The organism is Planococcus sp. YIM B11945 (genome assembly GCF_050864155.1).
GTDB lineage: Bacteria > Bacillota > Bacilli > Bacillales_A > Planococcaceae > Planococcus.
In genome coordinates this window covers 400,809-422,881 of the sequence record NZ_JBOZWR010000004.1, presented here as the reverse complement: position 1 = coordinate 422,881, position 22,073 = coordinate 400,809, and the positions used below count along the sequence as shown (strand labels likewise).

Annotated in this window: 24 protein-coding genes; 21 read left to right on the top strand and 3 right to left on the bottom strand. The window is 49.4% G+C overall.

The genetic code is table 11. The features are described 5' to 3' along the window. Positions 1-6: 6 nt before the first annotated feature. From ACRRQV_RS10005 to ACRRQV_RS09970, 8 genes are all read left to right on the top strand, one after another. Entirely contained in the window at positions 7-846 is an 840-nt protein-coding gene (locus ACRRQV_RS10005) for an ABC transporter permease (protein ID WP_432530299.1), read from the top strand. A 46-nt stretch (positions 847-892) separates the two neighbouring features. Next, the gene (locus ACRRQV_RS10000; RefSeq protein WP_432530297.1) at positions 893-1,873 is read left to right on the top strand and encodes a succinylglutamate desuccinylase/aspartoacylase family protein; all 981 of its coding nucleotides are present in this window, start codon (positions 893-895) and stop codon (positions 1,871-1,873) included. A gap of 67 nt (positions 1,874-1,940) precedes the next feature. Then, positions 1,941-3,488 (top strand): ABC transporter substrate-binding protein, encoded by a 1,548-nt coding sequence (locus ACRRQV_RS09995; protein ID WP_432530295.1) that lies wholly within the window; start codon positions 1,941-1,943, stop codon positions 3,486-3,488. Between the two features lie 20 nt (positions 3,489-3,508). Beyond that, positions 3,509-4,471 carry a succinylglutamate desuccinylase/aspartoacylase family protein gene (locus ACRRQV_RS09990; RefSeq protein ID WP_432530293.1) on the top strand — a complete coding sequence of 321 codons (963 nt, stop codon included), beginning with the start codon at positions 3,509-3,511 and terminating at the stop codon, positions 4,469-4,471. A 115-nt stretch (positions 4,472-4,586) separates the two neighbouring features. Beyond that, positions 4,587-5,594 carry a succinylglutamate desuccinylase/aspartoacylase family protein gene (locus ACRRQV_RS09985; protein ID WP_432530290.1) on the top strand — a complete coding sequence of 336 codons (1,008 nt, stop codon included), beginning with the start codon at positions 4,587-4,589 and terminating at the stop codon, positions 5,592-5,594. Continuing rightward, positions 5,587-6,579 carry an ABC transporter ATP-binding protein gene (locus tag ACRRQV_RS09980; RefSeq protein WP_432530288.1) on the top strand — a complete coding sequence of 331 codons (993 nt, stop codon included), beginning with the start codon at positions 5,587-5,589 and terminating at the stop codon, positions 6,577-6,579. The genes ACRRQV_RS09985 and ACRRQV_RS09980 overlap by 8 nt, the downstream gene beginning before the upstream one ends. A 69-nt stretch (positions 6,580-6,648) precedes the next feature. After that, positions 6,649-7,626: an ABC transporter ATP-binding protein gene (locus ACRRQV_RS09975; protein ID WP_432530791.1), complete on the top strand. Its 978-nt coding sequence runs from the start codon at positions 6,649-6,651 to the stop codon at positions 7,624-7,626. A 37-nt stretch (positions 7,627-7,663) separates the two neighbouring features. Beyond that, the gene (locus ACRRQV_RS09970; RefSeq protein WP_432530286.1) at positions 7,664-8,284 is read left to right on the top strand and encodes a helix-turn-helix domain-containing protein; all 621 of its coding nucleotides are present in this window, start codon (positions 7,664-7,666) and stop codon (positions 8,282-8,284) included. Positions 8,285-8,359: 75 nt separating this feature from the next. Here ACRRQV_RS09970 and ACRRQV_RS09965 read toward each other — a convergent pair whose 3' ends face one another. Then, positions 8,360-8,755: an SRPBCC family protein gene (locus ACRRQV_RS09965; RefSeq protein ID WP_432530284.1), complete on the bottom strand. Its 396-nt coding sequence runs from the start codon at positions 8,753-8,755 to the stop codon at positions 8,360-8,362. Between the two features lie 209 nt (positions 8,756-8,964). Between ACRRQV_RS09965 and ACRRQV_RS09960 the strand changes: the two genes are divergently transcribed. From ACRRQV_RS09960 to ACRRQV_RS09930, 7 genes are all read left to right on the top strand, one after another. Continuing rightward, positions 8,965-10,038, top strand: a complete 1,074-nt coding sequence (locus ACRRQV_RS09960; protein ID WP_432530282.1) for a M42 family metallopeptidase — start codon at positions 8,965-8,967, stop codon at positions 10,036-10,038. Between the two features lie 154 nt (positions 10,039-10,192). Then, on the top strand, positions 10,193-11,164 hold the full coding sequence (locus ACRRQV_RS09955) for an aldo/keto reductase (protein ID WP_432530280.1): 972 nt from the start codon (positions 10,193-10,195) through the stop codon (positions 11,162-11,164). Positions 11,165-11,284: 120 nt separating this feature from the next. After that, positions 11,285-12,058, top strand: coding sequence for a molybdate ABC transporter substrate-binding protein (gene modA, locus ACRRQV_RS09950; RefSeq protein WP_432530278.1), 774 nt, complete (start codon positions 11,285-11,287; stop codon positions 12,056-12,058). Continuing rightward, the gene (gene modB, locus ACRRQV_RS09945; protein ID WP_432530789.1) at positions 12,058-12,738 is read left to right on the top strand and encodes a molybdate ABC transporter permease subunit; all 681 of its coding nucleotides are present in this window, start codon (positions 12,058-12,060) and stop codon (positions 12,736-12,738) included. The genes modA and modB overlap by 1 nt, the downstream gene beginning before the upstream one ends. Before the next feature lie 5 nt (positions 12,739-12,743). Next, positions 12,744-13,382 (top strand): ATP-binding cassette domain-containing protein, encoded by a 639-nt coding sequence (locus ACRRQV_RS09940; RefSeq protein ID WP_432530276.1) that lies wholly within the window; start codon positions 12,744-12,746, stop codon positions 13,380-13,382. A gap of 119 nt (positions 13,383-13,501) precedes the next feature. Next, complete coding sequence (locus ACRRQV_RS09935) at positions 13,502-14,521, top strand: ThiF family adenylyltransferase (RefSeq protein WP_432530274.1); 1,020 nt, start codon at positions 13,502-13,504, stop codon at positions 14,519-14,521. A gap of 19 nt (positions 14,522-14,540) precedes the next feature. Next, positions 14,541-15,056 (top strand): MogA/MoaB family molybdenum cofactor biosynthesis protein, encoded by a 516-nt coding sequence (locus ACRRQV_RS09930; RefSeq protein WP_432530272.1) that lies wholly within the window; start codon positions 14,541-14,543, stop codon positions 15,054-15,056. On the opposite strand, the gene moaC is transcribed toward ACRRQV_RS09930, so the two are convergent. Next, a complete protein-coding gene (gene moaC / locus ACRRQV_RS09925; protein ID WP_432530270.1) occupies positions 15,041-15,529 on the bottom strand; it encodes a cyclic pyranopterin monophosphate synthase MoaC in 489 nt (162 codons plus the stop codon). The two genes, ACRRQV_RS09930 and moaC, sit on opposite strands and share 16 nt — an antisense overlap. A 65-nt stretch (positions 15,530-15,594) precedes the next feature. On the opposite strand from moaC, the gene ACRRQV_RS09920 reads away from it, so the two are divergent. From ACRRQV_RS09920 to moaA, 6 genes are read left to right on the top strand one after another with little or no spacing between them, the layout of a single operon-like run. Continuing rightward, positions 15,595-16,839, top strand: a complete 1,245-nt coding sequence (locus tag ACRRQV_RS09920) for a molybdopterin molybdotransferase MoeA (RefSeq protein WP_432530268.1) — start codon at positions 15,595-15,597, stop codon at positions 16,837-16,839. Then, a complete protein-coding gene (gene mobB / locus ACRRQV_RS09915) occupies positions 16,827-17,348 on the top strand; it encodes a molybdopterin-guanine dinucleotide biosynthesis protein B (protein WP_432530266.1) in 522 nt (173 codons plus the stop codon). Before ACRRQV_RS09920 ends, mobB begins: the two co-directional genes overlap by 13 nt. Beyond that, positions 17,335-17,775, top strand: coding sequence for a molybdenum cofactor biosynthesis protein MoaE (locus ACRRQV_RS09910; protein ID WP_432530264.1), 441 nt, complete (start codon positions 17,335-17,337; stop codon positions 17,773-17,775). The genes mobB and ACRRQV_RS09910 overlap by 14 nt, the downstream gene beginning before the upstream one ends. Next, positions 17,772-18,005, top strand: coding sequence for a molybdopterin converting factor subunit 1 (gene moaD, locus ACRRQV_RS09905; RefSeq protein ID WP_432530262.1), 234 nt, complete (start codon positions 17,772-17,774; stop codon positions 18,003-18,005). Before ACRRQV_RS09910 ends, moaD begins: the two co-directional genes overlap by 4 nt. Continuing rightward, on the top strand, positions 18,002-18,559 hold the full coding sequence (locus ACRRQV_RS09900) for a molybdenum cofactor guanylyltransferase (protein WP_432530260.1): 558 nt from the start codon (positions 18,002-18,004) through the stop codon (positions 18,557-18,559). The genes moaD and ACRRQV_RS09900 overlap by 4 nt, the downstream gene beginning before the upstream one ends. 20 nt (positions 18,560-18,579) lie before the next feature. Then, positions 18,580-19,596: a GTP 3',8-cyclase MoaA gene (moaA, locus tag ACRRQV_RS09895; RefSeq protein WP_432530258.1), complete on the top strand. Its 1,017-nt coding sequence runs from the start codon at positions 18,580-18,582 to the stop codon at positions 19,594-19,596. A gap of 356 nt (positions 19,597-19,952) precedes the next feature. Here moaA and ACRRQV_RS09890 read toward each other — a convergent pair whose 3' ends face one another. Further along, positions 19,953-22,022, bottom strand: coding sequence for a sensor domain-containing protein (locus tag ACRRQV_RS09890; RefSeq protein ID WP_432530255.1), 2,070 nt, complete (start codon positions 22,020-22,022; stop codon positions 19,953-19,955). Positions 22,023-22,073 lie beyond the last annotated feature (51 nt).

Sequence of the window (22,073 nt, the reverse complement as noted above, 5' to 3'; positions counted from 1 at the left end):
GAGAAGATGAAAACGTTTTTCCGAAAACTCAGCAAAAGGAAAACCGCATTTGCAGGGCTTATTTTCCTAGTCCTGACGCTCATTGTTGCCATATTGGCTCCGCTGCTGGTGCCGATGGATCCTTCCACTCAAAACATTGCCGGAAGGTTGATGCCGCCGGGCTGGGTGAGCGATGAAGGGATCAAGCATTTGCTTGGCACCGATCAGCTCGGCCGCGACGTATTAAGCCGGGTTATCTACGGGTCCCGCATCTCCATCATGGTTGCTGTAGGCGCTGTTTTTATTGGAGGAGCAATCGGCTTGATCGTCGGGCTGGTTTCCGGTTATGCCGGTGGATGGGTGGACAGTGTGTTGATGCGATTGGTCGACATGCAATTGGCGTTTCCGTTTTTGCTGCTGGCGCTTACGATGGTTACGATTCTTGGGCCAAGCATCATGAACGTTGTATTGGTGTTGTCCGTCACCAGTTGGATCTCCTACGCCAAAGTGGTGCGAAGTTCAGTGCTCTCGGTCAAATACTTAGAATTTATCGAAGCTTCCAAAGCGGCCGGGACAAAACAATTCTTCATATTATTCCGGCAGATTTTGCCGAATATCATCTCTCCTTTTATCGTCGTAGCCAGTTTTCAAGTAGCCACTTTGATTATTGCTGAATCTTCCTTGAGTTTTCTCGGGTTGGGCGTACCGACCAGTGAACCGACTTGGGGCGCCATGCTCGCCGACGGAAGAGAGTATATGACAGATGCGTGGTGGATTGCCATTTATCCAGGCGTCATGTTGATGCTCGTCGCAATGAGCGCCAACCTTTTCGGAGATGGCCTTCGTGATGTGCTGGATCCGCGATAAGCAAGGATTTCTCCATAAATTCCAAGATGAAAGAAGGGATGCTTCAATGCAGACAATCAAAACGCTGGACGAGCTGCAGCTTCAAAAAGGTGAGGTTCACGCCGCTCGCATTTCTATCGGAAGTTTTTCAGACGGCACTGAAATTTACATGCCCGTTATTGTCGGAGAAGGAAGCGGTTCAGGGCCAACGCTTTTATTGACAGCGCTTCTTCACGGCATTGAAGTGGGCGGCTACGACGTCATCAGAAAATTGATGTACGAAGAGCTGGATTTTAAGCAAGTCCGTGGAAGAGTTGTAGCAGTTCCGATCGTAAATCCCTTTGCTTTTGGCGTATCCAACCGGTTTACACCGCAGGATTCAGCAGACCTGAACCGGGTTTTTCCGGGGAATCCCAATGGCACGATCAGCCAGCGAATTGCCAACCTGGTGGTGGAGCGGCTGGTTTCAAAAGCGGATTTCGTCATTGATTATCATTCCTGCAATCCCCCCTCCGAAGTGTTCACAATCGTGGATGCCGGCGGAGACGAGCACGTGCAAGAAAAATCATGGGCGATGGCAAAGGCGTTCGGCGCCATTACCGTAACGTCCGCAGCTCACATCCCGGGAACATTCAGCGGCTATTTGTCTTCGATTGGAAAACCGGCAATTACGCCAGAACTCGTTTTTTCCCGCCGATTCGATCCATCGGCAATAGCGGGAGTCATCGGCACAAAAAACGTGATGAAATTTCTTGGCCTGCTTGAAGGAGAACCTGAAACGCTTCCAGATGCAATTCCATATAATAGTAAGCTTTTGTATACGTCCTATCTGGCAAACAAAGGAGGGTTTGTTTATTTCAGAAAAAACATAGGCGAAGGCGTCGAAAAAAATGAAGTCTTCGCTGAAGTCCTCAATCCTTGGGGAGAAGTAATCGAGCAAATGAATGCCCCGGTGGATGGAATGATCATCGCTTATCCAATGGCGGGCAATCAGGCCGTCACGACAGGAGACAAAGTAGCTTATTTCGCCTCGGAACTCTCAAGATAGGACAACTGAAATTGGAATTTTACTAACCGCTAATCAGCACACATTTGAAAACAGGGGGTTATGACTAATGATGAAAAAGATTCTTCTGCCCATATTTTTACTTCTCGTTGCCTTTTCATTGGTTGCATGTTCAGCGGTTGGAGGAGGAAGTTCAACCGAATCCGGAAGCGAGGGCGCCGAAGCGAAAGAATTAGTTATCGCGACTGGGGCTGACCCGACGACTCTTGATCCACGGAAAACATGGTCAGGACCAGGGTACAGCATCAATTCCCACATCTTTGAACCGCTTGTTTTCCGGAAAATCGAAGATGGAAAAGTAAGCATTGAAGGCGTTTTGGCAGAAAGCTACGAGAACGTCGATGAACTGACTTGGAAGTTCACGCTGCGTGAGGGAGTAAAATTCCATAACGGCGAACCGCTTACTGCAGAAGCGGTTAAGTTCACACTTGAATCCATTCAAGATCCTGATTTTAATACGCCGATGGTCACATGGCTCAGCGATATTGAAGAAGTGACAACCGAAGGCGATTTAACGGTTATCATTAAAACCAAAACTCCGACGCGCGGCTTGTTAAGTTCGCTGACTCAAGTGCCGATCGTAGAACCGAAAGCTGTTGAGGAACTTGGAGACGAGTTTAATACGAAACCCGTTGGAACCGGCCCGTATGAAGTGGTCGAATACACAGCCAACAACAACGTTAAATTAAAGCGTTTTGAAGATTATTGGGGTGAACCCGGTGTAACCGAATCGATCCAGTTCCGGATTATGCCTGAAAACGCGGTTCGATTAGCTGCACTTCAACGAGGCGATGTTCAAATCGCTGAAAACATCTCTGCCGATAAAATCGAAACAGTGAAAAACGATCCAAATTTGGAAGTTTTCATTACAGAAACGCTCCGGGTTAACATGTTCGTCGCGAACTTTAAAAACAAATGGATGGCAGAACAAAAATTTCGTGAAGCTATTTCATTGTCTATTGACCGGGAATCATTGGTGAAAAATATTTTAGGCGGCAATACAATAGCGGCTTCTTCTGTGTCTCCTCCTGGAACTATCGGCTTTAACGAGGATCTTCCAGTTTACCCTTATGATCCTGAAAAAGCGAAGCAGTTGTTGAAAGAAGTGGGATATGATGGTTCGCCAATCAAAATGGGAGCGCCAATTGGACGCTATGCGATGGATAGACAAATCGGGGAAGCGACAGCTGGGATGCTGAAAGACGTAGGCATAAACGTAGAATTGGAAACGCTTGAGTTCAGCTCGTATGTTCCGAAGATGGATGAAGGCGCCTATGATTTCTACTATATTGGGGTGGCCGACTTAACGATCAATCCAAACACGCATTATGACGGCTATTACTATTCTGAAAATGCTGAAGGCGGCTATTCAAATCCGAAAGTTGATGAACTGATGGACAAAGCGATCCAAACAATCGACGACGCAGAAGCAGCTGAAGTTTACAAAGAAATACAAACGATTCTTTATGAAGACAAAGCCACATTCCCGTTATATTATGAGCCGCATATGGTGGGGGTACGCAAAGGTGTGGAAGGCTTCACGCCGCGGCTTGATGAATATGTCATCGTTCGGGATGCATCATTTACTAAACAATAAAACAATTGAGGAGGAATTCGATGAAGACAATTGGCACAGCAGAAGTGATTCCTGGAGAAAAAACACGAGGTCATTTACAGGTTTTAACCGATACGGACGGTGCTTCTTTCCAAGTTCCTTTGCTGGTAGCAGCAGGGAACGAGGAAGGGCCCACCTTCTGGGTGCAAGGGTGCATCCATGGGGATGAATACGGCGGAGCGGCATCAATTATCCGCTTTTTCCAGGAATTGGACGTTTCTCAATTGAAAGGTACGTTTATCGGAGTTCCGGTAACGAATTTGCCTTCATTTAAAGGGCATAGCCGTATTTCGCCTCTAGACGGCGCCAACTTGAACCGCATTTTCCCGGGGCATCCGGAAGGAACCTACAGCCAGCGCTTGGCCCATATCTTGCTTAAGACCATCACGGAAACGGCGGATTACGTAATCGATCTTCATTCCGGCGGCAACGCCCTTCACGTTCCGTATTTCGTCATTTGCAAAGATGATGATTCCGAAGCCGCAAAAAGATCGTTGTGGCTGGCAGAACGGATGGGGACCGAAGTGATTTGGAATTCGGTTGGAGATGAGGTCGGCCAAGGAATTGGGACGGCCCATATATTGAAACACGGAATCCCTAACGTAACGGTAGAGGTTGGCGGCGGAACGGTAAGCGAAGAGCATGAACGGCTTTATAAGATGGCGATTGAAAATGCGATGAAAGCTCTTGAGATGATTCCGGGCGAGGCGCCGGTCCAGGAAAAATATACGGTTTACAAAAAAGCGCATTTCTTTTTCTCGGGTGCAGGCGGCTTGTTTGTTCCCGCTTGCGAAGTCGGCTCGGTGCTGAAAAAAGGCGACTTGATCGGCTCCATCATGAACCTGTACGGGAAGGTAACAGAAGAACTGCTCAGTCCGTTTGACAATGGCTACGTAGCGGCGACAGGACATCTTTACTGGCCGACTGAACCCGGCAGGCTGATTGCTGAAGTGTATACGTATTAACGGCTTTTCCTTTTATGGCTGCTGCGAAAGCGAGAACTTTTGCAGCAGCTTAAAAGGAATAAATAAAGGCGGGATTACCCATTGGCGCTATTCCTAAAAACAAGGAGGAACCAGAATGAAAACAGTTGATACGGATACACGAACAGTCGGCACGGCACCTGTTGTGCCGGGAGAAAAAACACACGGCCATTTGCGGATTGGCAGCGATACGGACGGATCTGCGTTCCAAGTGCCTGTGCTGGTGGCAGCCGGGAAAGAAACGGGGCCGACAATCTGGGTGCACGGCTGCATTCACGGCGAGGAATACGGCGGCGCCGCTTCCATCATCCGCTTTTTTCAGGAACTGGATCCGGCAACCCTAAAAGGCACGTTTGTCGGTCTGCCTGTAATTAACATTCCCTCCTTTAAAGACCGGAACCGCATTTCCCCGCTGGACGGCGCCAACTTGAACCGGATCTTCCCGGGAAGCCCAAAAGGCACATACAGCCAGCGTCTCGCCCACACGGTGCTGGAAACGATCAAAGCAACAGCGGATTATGTAATCGATTTGCATTCCGGCGGAATCGGCGCCAAAGTGCCATTTTATATGATTATCCAAGGCGGCGATTCGGAAGCTGCCCAAAAATCGATGTGGCTTGCTGAACGCATGGGTTCAAATGTCATCTGGCGCTCCGAAGGGGAAGCCGGCACCGATGGCACCATCACGGCGCACGTCATGAAATTGAATTTGCCGACGGTAACGGTTGAATGCGGAGGCGGAAACGTCACCGAAGAGCATGAAGAACAGTTCAAGCTTTCCATCACAGGCGCCATGCAGGCACTCGACATGATACCCGGTGAGCCGCCGGTTCAGGACGAATACACGGTCATCAACAATGCTGAATTCTTCTTCACCGGCGAAGGCGGCTTGTTCGTCCCAGCCTGCGATGTCGGCGACGTGTTGAACAAAGGCGATTTGATCGGCTCTATCATGAACCTTTACGGCGACGTTACGGAAGAGTTGCGCTGCAACCTCGACAACTCGTATATTGCTGCAGTTGGGCACCGCTACTGGCCGACCGAACCCGGCCAACTGATCGCAGAAGCGATTCCCGTTGAATCAAGGGGTGGTGGGCATGGTTAATCCACTGCTCGAAGTCCACGATTTGGCCATTAATTTTCATACGGACCAAGGCGTAGTCCCGGCTGTGAACCATACGTCTTTTACGGTCCATAAAGGAGAAACCGTCTGCATCGTCGGGGAATCCGGTTCTGGCAAAAGCGTGACTTCGCTTGGCATCATGGGACTTTTGCCAAAATTGACCGGCAAAGCAGAGCAAGGCGAAATTCTCTTTGAAGGAGAAGACCTGTTAAAGAAAAACAAAAAAGAAATGCGGAAATTGCGCGGAAACGACATTTCCATGATTTTTCAGGAGCCGATGACCTCGTTAAACCCGGTTTACACGGTGGGTGACCAAATTGCCGAAAGCCTCCGCTTCCACCGGAAAATGAGAAAAAAAGAATCAATGAAGCATGCCGTAGAAGCCCTTCGCATGGTGGGCATTCCGCTGCCGGAGCGGCGGGTATCGGAATACCCGCATCAATTGTCCGGGGGAATGCGGCAGCGTGTCATGATTGCGATGGCGTTGACTTGCACCCCGAAACTGATCATCGCGGATGAACCGACAACGGCTTTGGATGTAACCATCCAGGCGCAAGTGCTGGATTTATTGAATGGCCTAAAAAAAGAATTGGGCATGGCAATCCTATTTATCACGCATGATCTTGGCGTAGTCGCTGATATTGCCGACCGGGTTGTGGTGATGTATGCCGGAACCGTCGTGGAAGAAGCAAGCGTCTGGGACCTTTTTGCTCTTCCTTACCATCCTTATACGTTGGGGCTGCTAAAAGCTATGCCTTCTTTAGAAGGAGGAGGCGACCGGCTGCATACAATTGAAGGCGTCATTCCCAATCCCCTCCAGCTTCCAACCGGATGCCGGTTCAATCCGCGCTGCCCGTTCGCAACCGACAAGTGCCGCCAAGAAGAACCGGCTTTGACGGAAGTGGATCCCGGGCGGAAAGTGGCTTGCTGGCACTATGATAAATTGAAGAGAAAAGAGGGGATATAGATGAATGGACTAACTGAGATTAGTGGCACGACTGAATCTATTCCGCTTCTTGAAGAAACCGTCGAACAAATCAAAACACCGATTCTGGAAGTGAAAAACCTGAAAAAATATTACCCGGTGAAAAATGGTTTTTTCAGCCGGGCCAGCAGCTGGGTGAAAGCGGTAGATGACGTCAGTTTCACCGTCATGGAAGGCGAAACGCTTGGCATTGTCGGCGAATCCGGCTGCGGAAAATCAACATTGGCCCGGAACATCATTCGCCTGCAAGATCCGACCGAAGGGCAGGTCTTGTACGAAGGAAAAGACATTACCCGCTACAACGAATCCAAGCTGCGCAAAGTCCGGAGAGACATGCAGATCATTTTTCAAGATCCCTATGCCTCGCTAAACCCTAAACACAAAATCGGGGAAATCATCGGGGAATCGCTTCGTGCACAAGGGGAAGGAAACGCCAAAGAGCGCCGGGAACGCGTGGAATGGCTACTTGAAAAAGTCGGCCTCGAGAGCCGGCATATGTCGCGATACGCCCATGAATTTTCCGGCGGCCAGCGCCAGCGCATCGGCATTGCCCGGGCGCTTGCCCTGAATCCGAAACTGGTGGTCTGCGATGAACCGATTTCGGCGCTTGATGTATCCGTCCAGTCGCAAGTGATTAACCTGTTGCAGGACCTGCAAGATGAATTTGGGCTGACGTACCTTTTTATTGCCCATGACTTGTCAGTCGTCCGCCACATCAGCGACCGGGTAGCGGTTATGTACCTCGGAAAAATTGTCGAGCTTGGCCGAACAGACGAAGTCTATCACAATCCCGCCCACCCTTATACGCAGGCGCTGCTTTCGGCCATTCCGATTCCGGAACCGGTAGAACAGCGGAAACGGGAACGAATCATCTTGCAGGGCGATGTGCCAAGCCCGATCAATCCGCCATCGGGCTGCCGATTCCACACCCGCTGCCCGTTAGCGACTGAAAAATGCAAATCGGAAGAACCGAAATTTGAAGAAAAGCAAGAGGGACGATGGGTTGCGTGCCATTATCCGCTGAATTAAGGCAACGCCAATCCGGTAAGCGAAGGGAGGGAGCGATTTGCAATTTGGCATGAAAATCAGGCATCTTAGAGAAGCAAAAGACATGACGGTGAAATATTTAGCAGAGCTGGTGGAATGCACACCAAGTTTCATCAGCCAGATTGAACGGGGAATGGCCAATCCATCGATTAATACGCTAAAAAAAATCAGCGGCATACTGGAAGTGCCGCTGGTGGATTTTTTTGAAGAAGAAGACGCCAGCGTCAAGAACCCGGAGAAATACATTACCCGAAAAAACAAAGGAAAACGGTTCGAAAGCAAAATGGAAAAAACCGAGGTCATTTTGCTGACGCCGCAAGACAAAGAAAGCAAAGAAATGGAAACGCATTTGATGATCATCGCACCAGGCGGGAAAAGCGATAAGCTTTATGTTAACTCAGGCGAAGAAGTGGGGTATGTGCTAAAAGGCAAAATCACCATTTACTTGGGGCAGGAAAAATGCGAATTGGAAGAAGGCGACAGCATTTATTTCCCGGGTGATATACCGCATGGCTGGGAAAACACCACCGATTCCGAAACGATTACACTTTGGACCGTTACTCCTTCGATTTTGCGAAAAGGAGATAGTTTGGTTTTTGGAGATACCAAGTATAGCGGGCTTTCTGAAATCATTAGTTGAGATTATAAGGTTGCCTGGACTTTCCCGGCAACGTAAAACGGCCGCTTGAAAATCAAGCGGCCGTTTTGGTTTCTTCTATATATGAGGAAGTTCTTTTCCTTCCGCAAATGCTTTTAAATTTTCAAGGCTCAAGTCAAATCCGTCATGGTTGACCGTAACGCGGGTTCCATCTTGTTCGGGATACAAGTCAAACGTAAAAACCAACCCGTCCAAATCAGACGTGTAGGAAAATCGCTCAAGCGGCAGCACTTCAGAAATGGTAAAGCTCATCGGCACACTTTCGCCTTCCTCCAAGGAATTGTGGTCGCTCGGCATAAGCGTGAACAATGCCTTCTCGCCGACTTCAAGTTTCGGAATCAGCCAGTTGGAACCGGGCGCATACCAAGTCGAAAAACGGCCATCTTTGGTGATGGAATTCCAGACAGTTTCAGGGGAGGCATTAATGAAAACAGAACGGTTGCTGGATTTCATTAGATCAGCTCCTGTTTTTCTTTAACTGTATGCCAAAATACTGGGACTTACAAGATGGAATTTAGCAGTTTCCATTCCTGGAATGAAGAGGATGAACGTAAAATAAAAAAGCTAAGAAAAGAACTCCAACTAATGCATTCAGAAAATTACAGGAATTACATAGTATAATAAAAACTAACAATACCTATTAAGAACAAAAGGAGGACGCTATGTTTAAAGAAGAATTTTATAAAACGTTAAAAAAACTCGCTGCCTTGCCTGGAGGATCAGGGCGGGAGCATAAAGTAGTCAAACATATGGTGGAGCTTTTAGAGCCGTACGCGGAAGTTGAAGTGGACCATATGGGAAATGTATTTGCGGTGCTCGAGGGCAATCAACCGGGTCCGACCGTCATGGTTTCGGCTCATTCAGATGAAATCGGCTGCATGGTCAGCGCCATTGACGCCAAAGGGTTTCTTCGGATGGAACGAAACGGCGGCATGATGGATGCGCTGCTCGTTGGACGTAAAGTGGAGGTCAACGGTCATTTCGGCGTCATTGGGGTGAAAGCAGGACACTTACAGACACAAGCCGAAAAAACGAAAGTACTTCCGATTGAACATTTGTATGTCGATGTCGGGGCGGCATCCCGGCAGGAAGTGCTCGACATGGGCATTCAAATCGGAGATCCGATTACGTACATCAGCGACCTCGACCGTTTCACAAACAAAGACTTGATCTGCGGAAAAGCGATTGATAACCGGAGCAGCTGCGCGGTATTGGCCCAACTGTTTAGAAGCCTGGGGGATAAAGAGTTTGCCGGCACACTCGTCGGCTTGGTGGCGGTTCAAGAAGAAGTGGGCCTGCGCGGCGCCCAAGTGGCGGGCTATAAAATCAATCCGGATTATGTCCTGGTGCTTGATACGATCGCCTGCGCGGATACGCCGGATGGCAATCATTATCCGATCGCTATCGGAAAAGGGCCGGTACTGCCGTTGTTGTCAGGCGGCGGCGCTATGGGGAATATCATGCCGCTGCAAATGAAAAACCTCATCACAACTTATGCCGACCGAATGAACATCCCGTATCAATTATCGGTCATGCCAAAAGGGACGACGGACCTTTCGTCAATCCATTTGGTGCGTGAAGGCATTTTGGGAGCCGCTATTTTATTCCCGCGCAGGTATTCGCATTCTCCGGTCGAAATGGCCAACTTGTCGGATTTTGAAAACGGATTTCAGCTGTTGGAAGCCCTGATCCGTGCTAATGGCAGCTGGGGCGAGTTGAGTTTTATCGAAAGTTAAGCACATTAAGATTGAGGGTTTTACCGAAATGGAAACTTTTCAGTATTTTTTGATTTATTGAACAATTATTTGACTAGGACGAAAACCTCCATAATAATAAACTTACATCCTAAGAAATTGGCTGAACTATTTCGTGAATAGGGGGAAACAACCAGTGGAATACCGGACTCTAGGAAAAACAGGAATTGAAGTATCGTCATTATGTTTTGGCACGATGTCGTTTGGCGGAATTGCCGACGAAGAAACATCGCGCGCCATGTTCAATCGTTGCCGTGAGGAGGGCATCAACTTTTTTGATTGCGCCAATGTATACAATAACGGGGCTTCTGAAGAAATTTTAGGGCGGCTCATTCACGATTCCCGGAACGATATCGTGCTGACGACAAAAGTCAATTTCCCGACGGCACCTGGTGTGAACAATAAAGGCTTATCCCGGCGCCATATTATGCTGGAAGTGGAAAACAGTTTGAGAAGATTGAACACTGACCGGATTGATCTTTATTTTGTCCATGCGTTTGATCCGTTGACGCCGATCGAGGAAACGCTGCGGGCGCTGGATGACTTGCAGCGCCAAGGGAAAATTTTGCATCCGGCAGTCAGCAACTGGGCGGCCTGGCAGATTGCAACGGCTCTCGGCATTTCATATAAGGAAAGCTTGGTGCGCTTTGAATGCATCCAGCCGATGTACAATTTGGTAAAGCGCCAAGCAGAAGTGGAGATTTTGCCGTTGGCGGCCGCGGAACAGATGGGCGTCATTTCGTACAGCCCGCTTGGCGGAGGACTGCTTACCGGCAAGTATAAAGCTAGCCAAAAACCACAAGAGGGACGGCTTGTGGAACAGGAAAGTTACAAAAAACGCTACGGGGAAGAAAGTTACTTTGAAACAGCCGAGCGCTTCACCGATCACGCAGCGCAACACGGCATCCACCCGGCAACGCTTGCAGTTGCCTGGACCATGGCGCATCCAAGCATCACGGCACCCATTATCGGAGCCCGAAACCTCGAGCAGCTGGAACCATCGCTCGGTGCGTTGAAGGTTGATATGACACCGGAATGGCGGGATGAGATTTCCGCATTTTCCGTTGCGCCTCCTCCGGCGACGGACCGTTCGGAAGAAGCGAAGTAAAAGGAAAAGAGAGACTGGCTCGCCATGAGCCAGTCTCTCTAAATTTATGCTTACTCATCCGCCAAATTGTTGACAATAAAAATGGTCTCCTTTAGCTTAAAAGATAGAGGAGTTAGATAAATGAAAAAATTAACTTTAATGATCCTGCTGACGTTTTTTCTCGGTGCCTGCGGCTCGTCTTCCGCTGAACATGAAAACAAATTGCTCGTTTCCGCTGCCTCCAGCCTCACAGAAGTGATGGAAGAAGCGGAAGAAGCATTTCATAAAGAATACCCGGATATTGAGCTGGCATTCAATTATGGTTCTTCGAGCAAGCTGCGAAGCCAAATGCAGCAAGGCGCTCCGGTCGACGTGTTTTTATCGGCAAGCGAACAAGACATGAACGAGTTAACGGCTGAACAGCTCGTTGCAAAAGAAAGCGTTGTGTCGTTCGCGAAAAATCAATTGGTTCTCGCCTCTAATAAAACCTTTCCGAAAAATGCCGGTTTTGAAGAGCAGCTGGCGAGTACGCGTGAAGCGATTGCCGTCGGGGAACCGGACAGCGTGCCGCTCGGCCGGTATACAAAAGAGGCGCTGGAGCAGCTAGGATTATGGAAATCACTCGAAGGAAACTTGATTTACGCCAAAGATGCCCGGCAAGTGTTGACGTATGTGGAAAGCGGAAACGCTGAAGTGGGTATTATGTATGCGTCGGATGCGTTCGTTTCCAAAAAAGTGAAGGGCATTCTGGAGTTCCCGGAAGAGCTGCCGCCGGTTGTTTATCCGGCAGGAATCGCGGTGAAAAGCGAAAACACGGAAGCGGCAGAAGCGTTTTTAGAGTTTTTGACGGGATCTGAGGGACAGGAGATTCTCGAACGGACCGGGTTTATTCGGGCAGAGGGTGGCAAGCCGTGATGCCGTATGATTTGTCACCGTTATTTTTGTCGCTGAAAGTTGCCATATTGTCTACAGTTTGTGTGTTTTTTGCAAGCATTGCCTTGGCACGGTTGATGAGCCGCCGCGAATTTTTCGGGAAAAGCGTTATCGATGCGCTCATTCTGTTGCCGCTCGTGCTGCCGCCGACGGTAATCGGCTTTGCCCTGATCGTTTTATTCGGAGCAAACGGGCCGCTTGGCGTGCTGCTCGAAGCGTGGTTCGGGGTTCGCGTCGTCTTCACATGGATCGGCGCAGCGATTGCTTCGTTTGTTGTTTCGCTGCCGCTCATGTACCAAAGCGTCATGGCGGCTTTTGAGAAAGTCGATCCGCGCTGGGAAAACGTTGCCCGGACGATGGGCGTCTCCGAATGGCGGATTTTCAGGACGATCACGTTTCCTCTTGCCTGGCCAGGCATTCTCGCCGGTTTGATATTGGCGTTTGCGCGCGGCATCGGGGAGTTCGGGGCAACGCTGATGATTGCCGGCTATATTCCCGAAGTGACCGAGACGGTGCCGCTTGCCATTTATTTTGCTTACGAGACTGGAAATATGGAAAAAGCGGCGTTTTGGGTCATCGTCATTTCCGCTGTCGGCGTGGCGGCCATTACGTGGGTCAACTACTGGCGCAAAAAAAATGCGGTTCGGATCGGGAGGGAGTGAACGGGATGCTGAAAGTGAATTTCCAAAAACAACTGGAGCATTTTGAACTCGCTATCCGCTTTCAAATGGATAACGAAATCATGGCGCTTGTCGGCTCATCCGGTTCCGGCAAGACGACACTTCTCAACTGCATCGCCGGCATTGTCCAGCCAGACCGAGGAGCAATTACGCTGAACGACACCGAGTTTTATAAAGAAGGAAACAAACCGCTGAAAATCCAAAAACGGAAAGTCGGCTATTTGTTCCAGGACTACGCGCTGTTTCCGCATTTGTCAGTGGAAGAAAACATTTTGTACAGCACATCGCGTGGAGCGGATTTGACGCCTATTCGCGAATTGACCACTATTTTGGGCATCTCTAACCTGCTTTCAAAATACCCGCATCAAATATCGGGCGGGGAAAAGCAGCGGGTGGCGCTGACGCGTGCGCTTGCCGCCAAGCCGGATATTTTGCTGCTCGACGAACCGTTTTCGGCTTTGGACGACGACAACCGGAGCCGCTGCCAAGAAGAGCTTTTCCGGATTCATCAAAGCTGGAAGATTCCCATCATTTTTGTGACGCACCGAAAAGCGGATGCCGAAAAGCTGGCAGACCGTGTCGTACGCATTGAAAAAGGGCAAATGGCCGAACAGCTTTCCGTATAGGGAAGCTTTTTTGCAAGCGGCTTTGTTTAGTGGGCCAATGCCACGTGGTAAAGATAAGGAACAACGATTCAAGAAAGAAAGAAAGAAAGAAAGAAAGAAAGAAAGAAGGTGAGCCGCCAGTGGAAGGGCGTTATTCAAGGCAAACATTGTTCAAACCGCTGGGGCAAACCGGGCAGCAGCAGCTCGAAGCGGCAACGGTGACCATTATCGGCTGCGGAGCGCTCGGTTCAGCGATCGCCGAAACGTTGACGCGGGCAGGCATTGGCGAGATTCACCTGGTGGACCGCGACTACGTCGAATTGTCGAATCTGCAGCGTCAGCAGCTGTTCACGGAACAAGACGCGGACGAGATGCTGCCGAAAGTAGCGGCTGCCGAAAAGCGGCTGAAGGCGATACGCAGCGACCTTCGTTTGTTCACCTATCTCGATAATTTGGATGCGCCTTTAATGGAACGGCTCATCGCAGACAGCTCGCTCGTCATGGACGCAACGGACAATTTCGAGACCCGCCTGCTCATCAACGATGCATCTGTTAAGCACGGCGTACCATGGATTTACGGAGCGTGCGTCGGAAGTTCGGGCGTCGTTTTTCCGTTTATTCCCGGGGAGTCGTCTTGTTTCCGCTGTTTGCTGCCGGTGCTTCCCGCCGTCAATGAAACATGCGACACGGTCGGCATCATTTCACCGGCTGTCCAAATGACCGCAGCCATCCAATGTGCGGAAGCGCTCAAATGGCTGAGCGGCAATACAGCCGCAATGCGGAAAAAAGTGCATTATTTTAATGTGTGGGAAAATGAGCAGATTGATATCGGCATTTCACGCATCAAAAACGACAACTGCGAAACGTGCGGGACCCAGCCGGTTTTTCCGTCACTGGAACGATCGGCGCAGCAAACGGTTGCGGTATTGTGCGGACGGGACGCCGTGCAAGTGCTGCCGGACCCGAACCGGCCGATTACATTGGACGATGCCGAAAAAACAGGGCGCCAGCTGGAAGGGATCGTCAAACGGACGCCTTATTTCGTGGAATTGGACGTTTTTGGCCGCCGAATGGTGCTGTTCGGCAACGGCCGATTGCTGATCCACGGAATCCGCAATGTGTCCGAAGGCCGGAAACTGTATCATCAATTGTTTGGCTGATCGGAAAGGAAGAGGGACCATGTCAGAATTGTTCAATCTGGAAAAAACGATTCATATCGCAGTTTTGACCGTCAGCGATACCCGCTCAGAAGAAACCGACCTTGGCGGCCAACTGGTGCAGGAGCTTGCCAGGCAGAACGGTTTGGAAATTGCCGATTACCTAATCGTGCCGGACGACAAAGAGCGCATTACCAATGCGGTGACACGCTTTTTGCAGAACGATGCGGTTGATGCCGTCATCACGACCGGCGGGACAGGCATCGCCAAACGCGATGTCACGCTGGAAGCAGTAACGCCGCTGTTTGACAAGCAATTGGATGGCTTCGGCGAACTCTTCCGCTACGTCAGTTTTTCGGAAGATGTCGGAACGAAAGCACTGTTAAGCCGCGCTGCAGCAGGAACCGCAAACGATAAAGCGATTTTTGTCCTGCCGGGATCCCGCGGGGCAGTGAAACTGGCGATGAAGCGGCTCATCTTGCCGGAACTCCGGCATATCGTCTTCGAACTGACAAAACATCATCAGCCGCGGGTGTAATCGCCTGATTTCCCGCCGGTTTTTTCCAACAGCATCGTTGGTCCAATGACCATTTCCTTGCCGACTGCTTTGCACATATCGTAAATGGTAAGGGCAGCGGCAGAAGCGGCGGTCAATGCTTCCATTTCAACGCCGGTCGGCCCTTTTGTTTTGACGGTGGCATATAAAATTACCTCAAAATGGGCAGTCGCTTCGTCGACGTTCCACTCAAAGTGGATGTCAACGCCGCTTAATGCAAGCGGATGGCACATCGGAACGATCTGCGCCGTGTTTTTCGCGGCCATGATGCCAGCAACTTGTGCAACAGCAAACACATCTCCTTTTTTATTGGTCCCATCCTTGATTTGGCGGTAAATGGCTTGGTTCAATAATACCGATGTCTTCGCGCGGGCGGTGCGGATCGTGTCTTGTTTTTCAGAGACATCAACCATTTTGGCGCGCCCTTGTTCGTTGAAATGTGTCAGTTCAGACAACGCGATCACCCTTTCATTTATAGAATAAATTCAGTATAGCAGAAGTCGTGGAGGAGTTGAGAACAGTGGTAGAACAGCGAAAACCCATTTCGGTGCAAGAAGCCGTTGAACGGGTGGTCAGCGAAGCGCGTCCGCTTGGGACGGAAACAGTGGCGCTTGAACAAAGCTATGGCCGGATATTGGCCGAACCGGTAAAAGCGGCCCACGACGTGCCGCCATTCAACCGTTCCCCTTATGACGGCTTTGCCATCCGCTCGTCCGATACCTTGGGCGCTTCCGGAGAAAACCGCATCCGCTTTGATGTTATTGACCATATCGGGGCGGGCGCCGTGTCGCAAAAATTGGTAGTTGAAAACCAAGCTGTGCGGATTATGACTGGTGCCCCGCTTCCGGCAGGCACGGATGCGGTCGTCATGTTTGAACAAACCGTCGATTCCGGTTCGTCGTTCACGATACGAAAACCGTTCAAAGCAATGGAAAATGTTTCGCTGCAAGGCGAAGACATGGCAGAAGGCGACATTATTATTGAGAGCGGCAACTTGATCCATCCTGGAACCGTGGCGCTTCTCGCGACATTCGGCTACGCCAATGTCTTGGTGGCCAAACAGCCGGTGGTGGGCATTTTGTCGACGGGAACCGAGCTGCTGGCAGTCGATGCGCCGCTCGAGCCCGGAAAAATCCGCAACAGCAACGGGCCGATGATTGCGGCACAGCTTGCGCGCATGGGCATTCGCTGCAAAATGTACGGCATGTCGGCCGATGAGCTTGATGAAAGCTTTAAAGTGGTGAAACAGGCGGCAGAAGAAACCGACGTGCTCATTACGACAGGCGGCGTCTCGGTCGGCGATTTTGATTTTTTGCCCGCCATTTATGAACGGCTTGGAGCAAAGGTTTTATTCAATAAAGTCGCCATGCGCCCCGGCAGCGTCACGACGGTCGCCATGGCAAATGCCCGCTATTTGTTCGGATTGTCCGGCAATCCGTCCGCCTGCTTTACGGGATTCGAATTGTTTGTGCGTCCGGCGCTGTTGAAGATGATGGGAGCCGGAAAACTGTACTTGCCCAAAACGCGTGCGGTATTGGCGGAGGATTTCACCAAAGCCAATCCGTTCACCCGGTTTATCCGTGCCTCCTATAACGGTGAATTCGTCTTTCCGGCCGGCTTTAATAAATCGAATGCGGTGTCTTCCATTGCTAGGGGCAATGCATTAATCGTCTTGCCTGGCGGTACGAGAGGGTTTGAGGCGGGGGCTTTGGTCGATGTGCTGCTTCTTGGCATGGAAGAAGGAGCGGCGCAATGGGAGCTGTAAAAGTGCTGCAAGTTGTCGGATTTAAAAACAGCGGCAAAACCTCGCTCCTTTCTTTCTTCCTAGACGAAGCCGCCAAAAACGGCAAGGCCGTCTCCACCATCAAGCACCACGGACACGGCGGCGAGCCGGACATGCCGCCAGCATCAACCGACAGCATGCGTTTCTTCCATGAAGGAGCTGTCAGTTCGTTGGTCTATGGCGGCGGCGTGATTGGGTTGCACAGCCGGCAGAAAGAAGCTTCGCTGGAACAATTGATTGCTTTATCGATGCAGGCAAAACCGGACCTGATCTTGGTCGAAGGTTTCAAAGAAGCAGATTTTGAAAAAGTCGTTCTTGTCCGCTCTGATGACGAATGGCAGCAATTAAACCATTTAAAGCGCATCCGGCTAGTGATTGCGCCAAAAGAATTACCTATCGTAGGAGTTCGAACTGTTGAACGCAATAGCCAACAATTTCTGAAAAACTGGTTTTCGGAATGGATGGAAGGTGACGAAGATGAAAGCATTTGAAGTGGTGGCAGAACCGATCAATCCGCAACTCTACGCCGATTACGTGCTGCGTCCGGAAGCAGGAGCCGTGACGCTGTTTACCGGCCATGTCCGGGAATGGACAAAAGGGGTCCGGACGTTGTATCTTGCCTATGAAGCCTATGTGCCGATGGCCGAGAAAAAGCTCGCGCAAATCGGGCATGAAATCGAAGAGCGGTGGGAAGGGTCGCGGGTGGCAATTGCCCACCGCATTGGTGAACTGCAGATCAGCGACATCGCCGTCGTCATCGCCGTTTCGTCGCCTCACCGGAAAGCGGCGTACGAAGCGAACGAATACGCTATCGAACGCATCAAAGAAATTGTGCCGATCTGGAAAAAGGAAATTTGGGAAGACGGGGAAGAATGGATAGGCGACCAAAAGAAAAAACCGGAGGGGGAACAGCCATGATCACGCTGCATTATTTTGCGGGGCTCCGTGAACTGACGGGAAGATCCCAGGAACAAACGGATCTTGCCGGAAAAACAGTCAAAGACTTGTGGCAGTGGGCGGCGGAGAAATACCCGGGGATTGAAAAAGGGTCCGCCCGCATTGCCATTAACGAAGAATACGCGCTGCCAAGCGATGTGTTGGAAGCCGGGGATGTGGCGGCGTTCATTCCGCCTGTGAGCGGCGGATGAAAACGGTCGGCATTTTGCTTGCCGGAGGCGAGTCGCGGCGCTTTGGCTCACCGAAAGCTTTTGCCAAAATAGACGGCGGCTATTTTTACGAACGAGCTTATCAGGCACTTTCGGCAGTGAGCGGCCGTGTGGTAATCGTATCGCGTCCAGAACTGCTGGAGCGTTTCCCTGGAAGTTTGGATGTTATCACCGATTTGCCGGATGTAGCCGGTCAAGGACCGCTTGCCGGCATTCTCTCGGCGATGAAAAAATGGCAGGCCGACCAATACGTGGTATTGCCTTGCGACATGCCATTTGTGGGTCCGGCGGAAACTGCCAAACTTCTCGAACAAGCGGACCGCGAGAACGCGATCACGGCCATTCAGACAAAGGAAGAAAAAATTCCACTGTTCAGCGTCTGGAAAACCGGGCTTGCTGAATCTCTTGAACAGGAACTGGCAGACGGCGGGCGGCGCGTCATGGTATTCATGGAAAAAGCGGGTACGACTTGGCTCGATGCTGCACAAATCAATGAAGACATAAGCGTTTTCCGCAACATCAACAGACCGGATTAGACGAAAGGAAGGTGAGCCGTATGAATACCGAACCATTGAAAGACAAACTCGGCCGGCCGATCCGCGATTTGCGCATATCGGTAACGGACCGCTGCAATTTCCGCTGCTCTTACTGCATGCCAAAAGAAGTATTCGGCGACGACTATGCCTTTCTGCCGAAACAGGAATTGCTGTCATTCGAGGAAATTCATCGGCTGACCAAACTATTTGTGGCGATGGGCGTCAAGAAGATCCGCCTAACCGGCGGCGAACCACTCATGCGGCGCGGGCTTCCTGAACTGGTGGCAAAAATCTTGTCTGTTGAGGGTGTGGAAGATATCGGCCTGACCACAAACGGCCTGCTGCTGGGGAAACTGGCACAGCCGCTATACGAAGCTGGGCTTCGGCGGCTGAACATTAGCCTGGATGCGCTGGAGCCGGGCCTTTTCGGCCAATTGAACGGCCGCGGCATTGAACCGTCGCGCATTCTGGAGCAGATTGATCACGCCAAACAAGTGGGCTTTGACATTAAAGTCAATATGGTCGTCCAAAAAGGCGTCAACGAACAGGAAATTCTGCCGATGGCGGCCTATTTCAAGGAACGGGGCATCACGCTCCGCTTTATTGAATTTATGGACGTCGGCAACGACAACGGCTGGAGCTTTAAAAAAGTGGTGACGAAAAAAGAAATCCTCGAACTGCTTCAGACGGTTTATACACTCGAACCGGTCGATGAGGATTATTTCGGGGAAGTCGCCAAACGCTACCGCTTCAAGGACAGCGAAGCGCAAGTCGGCTTTATCACGTCGGTATCGGAATCGTTCTGCTCGTCGTGCACCCGTGCGCGGCTGTCGTCAGACGGCAAATTCTACACGTGCTTGTTCGCGACGAACGGCTTCGACATCCGGGAACTGCTGCGGGGCGGCTTGAGCGACGACGAATTGTTCCGGGCCATCAGCGGCGTCTGGGAAGGACGCCGGGATCGCTATTCCGATGAACGGACCGAGCAAACCGCCAAAAACCGCAAGAAAATCGGCATGTCGTATATCGGCGGCTGAAACCTTAGTTGTTCAGAATCCATTTGAAAATGATTTTATTAATAAGTGGAATGCAGCGACCCTGATCGCTGCATTTTTTTAGCCGAAAAATTAAGTGAAGAGTCCATTTTAGAAAGTAAATCAAGTGAACTAGAAAGTATTCCATCCCAAATAGAAAGTATTTTGTTCATTTCAGAAAATAAATCCTTTTATTGGAAATGAAAAGAGTGAAGAAGACAGCGCTAAATATAGAAAAAGGAAGATTCGATGCTTAAAAGCCAGCAATCTAATCTTCCTTTTCTTTACTAAAGTTTGTTTGCGCAGACAGTTGAATTATCTGTATTTCAAAAGACTATTTTTTGAAAAAGGGTAATCCCTTATTCTTTTTTACCGTGTGCAATGTTTTTGGATGATAAGGGAAAAGTATGAAATTCAGCAGACAAGGGGCGGCTAAAATAATAACCTTGCCCTTCATCGCAGTTTTCTTCTTTTAAATAAGCGAGCTGCGTTTCATCTTCAATTCCCTCTGCCACAACACCCATATTTAATTTATGGGCTAATGAAATAATGGTGGAAGTTATTGCTTTACCATTCAAATCGTTGTTGATGTCCTGTACAAAGCTGCGGTCAATTTTCACTCGATCGAACGAAAATTGCCTTAAATAATTGAGAGAGGTATACCCGGTGCCAAAATCATCAATAGACATCGATAAACCTAATGCCTTCAAGGCCAGTAAACTTTCTTTCAGCATTTTCGTATCTTCCATTAAAATGCTTTCGGTCACTTCAAGTTCCAACCATTTTGCATCGAGGCCTGTCTCTTCTAGTGTTGTTTTTACCATCTGCACAAAATTTGAATGCTGCAACTGGATGGTTGAGATGTTCACGCATATTTTAAAAGGGGGATAGCCCTTGTCCTGCCAGGTTTTATTTTGGGCACAGGCAGTCTGCAGAACCCACTTCCCGATTGAAACAATTTGTCCGCTTTCTTCTGAAATTGGAATGAAATTGTCTGGCGGCACCAAGCCAAGTTCTGGATGATTCCATCGAATCAATGCTTCCATGGCACTGAGTTCACCAGTTTTCAGATCAGTAATCGGCTGATAATGAAGGACAAGTTCCTGATTTTTAATAGCAGACTTTAAATCCTGCTCTAATATCAATTTGTAAGCCGCTTTCTGATCCAATTCTTCTGTGTAAACTGTATAGTTATTTCTTCCATATTTTTTCGTATAATACATGGCGGTGTCCGCTTTTTTGATTAATCCATCCACATTCTCATTACTGCCGCTGCTAAAAGCAATGCCAATGCTTGCCGAAACGGTTAAGGAATGACCCATGACTTCAAAAGGTTCTGCCAATGTCTGATTCAACCGTTCAGCCAGAGCAATCGTCTCTTGTTTATTCGAATTTGGAAGAAAAACAGCAAACTCGTCTCCGGCAAACCTTCCTACCGTATCCGTATGGCGAACGTTCTGCAATAATCGTTCAGCTACGATTTTTAAAAATTCATCTCCGATATGATGGCCCAGGGAATCATTGATAAACTTAAAGCGGTCCAGATCCAGAAACAAAACAGCCGGCTGGTTTTTGCGGGCATCTGAAAGTTTGAAAACCTGGCTTAACCGGTCTTCAAACAATTTTCGGTTCGGCAGCTTCGTCAAGGCATCGTAGAACACTAGGTCTTCCATCAATTTTCTATGTGCAATTCGATCCGTGATATCTTTTGCGATGCCATATGCGCCGACGATTTCTCCTTCAAGATTCATCGGGAAGCAGGTGACTTCCAAGTCTCTCCGTTTACCGTCTTTTCGGGTAAGTGCAATTTCATACCGATTAGTATTTCCGCGAATAGCTTCTTCAAAAAAGTGGAGGGCACTGGCTAAATCTTCAGGTACGATAAGCGGGGCGAAAGTCATCTCGTGCAATTCATTAGCAGTATAGCCTGTCAATTCACTGCATCCTGGATTTGTATCAGTAAAATTGCCTTCCATGTCAAAATTAAAGACCGCATCCGGATTGTTGTCGAAAAGGGATTTAAACCGTTCCTGATTCTCCTTGAGCATCAGATTAGCCTTAACTTCGTCAGTTACATCAAAGATGGTTCCGAATGTGACTGTTTCTCCATCCAATATGGCTTTTCGTGCATGTATTTCAACATGGATCAAGCTTCCGTCTTTTTTTATGACTCTTACGCGATAACGCGCATCGGCTTCTTGATTTTCGATTCTTCTTCTGACACTTTCCTGTACGATAGATATGTCTTCCGGATGAACGAGCTTATCGGTCGTCATGTTTTCTAGGAGTAATTCTTCATTTGTATAGCCGACAAGGCTGCAAAAATGATTGTTGATATAGGAATACGTCCAGTCTTTTAAAATAAACATGCTGACAGGCGCGTTTTGAATCATCACTTCAAACATTTCTTTGTGAAAGCTGTCCTTCATTTAAATTGCTCCTTCATCTAATTCCGAAATAATCCGTTTTTTAGTGTTTCC

What these genes read in the sequence shown, in the direction of transcription:
- ACRRQV_RS09965 (WP_432530284.1), bottom strand. Translation starts at nt 8,755, where the DNA reads ATGAAATCCAGCAACCGTTCTGTTTTCATTAATGCCTCCCCTGAAACT.
- ACRRQV_RS09930 (WP_432530272.1), top strand. Translation starts at nt 14,541, where the DNA reads ATGTCAGAATTGTTCAATCTGGAAAAAACGATTCATATCGCAGTTTTG.
- ACRRQV_RS09960 (WP_432530282.1), top strand. Translation starts at nt 8,965, where the DNA reads ATGTTTAAAGAAGAATTTTATAAAACGTTAAAAAAACTCGCTGCCTTG.
- ACRRQV_RS09900 (WP_432530260.1), top strand. Translation starts at nt 18,002, where the DNA reads ATGAAAACGGTCGGCATTTTGCTTGCCGGAGGCGAGTCGCGGCGCTTT.
- ACRRQV_RS10005 (WP_432530299.1), top strand. Translation starts at nt 7, where the DNA reads ATGAAAACGTTTTTCCGAAAACTCAGCAAAAGGAAAACCGCATTTGCA.
- modB (WP_432530789.1), top strand. Translation starts at nt 12,058, where the DNA reads ATGCCGTATGATTTGTCACCGTTATTTTTGTCGCTGAAAGTTGCCATA.
- ACRRQV_RS09890 (WP_432530255.1), bottom strand. Translation starts at nt 22,022, where the DNA reads ATGAAGGACAGCTTTCACAAAGAAATGTTTGAAGTGATGATTCAAAAC.
- ACRRQV_RS09940 (WP_432530276.1), top strand. Translation starts at nt 12,744, where the DNA reads ATGCTGAAAGTGAATTTCCAAAAACAACTGGAGCATTTTGAACTCGCT.
- modA (WP_432530278.1), top strand. Translation starts at nt 11,285, where the DNA reads ATGAAAAAATTAACTTTAATGATCCTGCTGACGTTTTTTCTCGGTGCC.
- moaA (WP_432530258.1), top strand. Translation starts at nt 18,580, where the DNA reads ATGAATACCGAACCATTGAAAGACAAACTCGGCCGGCCGATCCGCGAT.
- ACRRQV_RS09990 (WP_432530293.1), top strand. Translation starts at nt 3,509, where the DNA reads ATGAAGACAATTGGCACAGCAGAAGTGATTCCTGGAGAAAAAACACGA.
- ACRRQV_RS09995 (WP_432530295.1), top strand. Translation starts at nt 1,941, where the DNA reads ATGATGAAAAAGATTCTTCTGCCCATATTTTTACTTCTCGTTGCCTTT.
- ACRRQV_RS09980 (WP_432530288.1), top strand. Translation starts at nt 5,587, where the DNA reads ATGGTTAATCCACTGCTCGAAGTCCACGATTTGGCCATTAATTTTCAT.
- mobB (WP_432530266.1), top strand. Translation starts at nt 16,827, where the DNA reads ATGGGAGCTGTAAAAGTGCTGCAAGTTGTCGGATTTAAAAACAGCGGC.
- moaD (WP_432530262.1), top strand. Translation starts at nt 17,772, where the DNA reads ATGATCACGCTGCATTATTTTGCGGGGCTCCGTGAACTGACGGGAAGA.
- ACRRQV_RS09910 (WP_432530264.1), top strand. Translation starts at nt 17,335, where the DNA reads ATGAAAGCATTTGAAGTGGTGGCAGAACCGATCAATCCGCAACTCTAC.
- ACRRQV_RS10000 (WP_432530297.1), top strand. Translation starts at nt 893, where the DNA reads ATGCAGACAATCAAAACGCTGGACGAGCTGCAGCTTCAAAAAGGTGAG.
- ACRRQV_RS09985 (WP_432530290.1), top strand. Translation starts at nt 4,587, where the DNA reads ATGAAAACAGTTGATACGGATACACGAACAGTCGGCACGGCACCTGTT.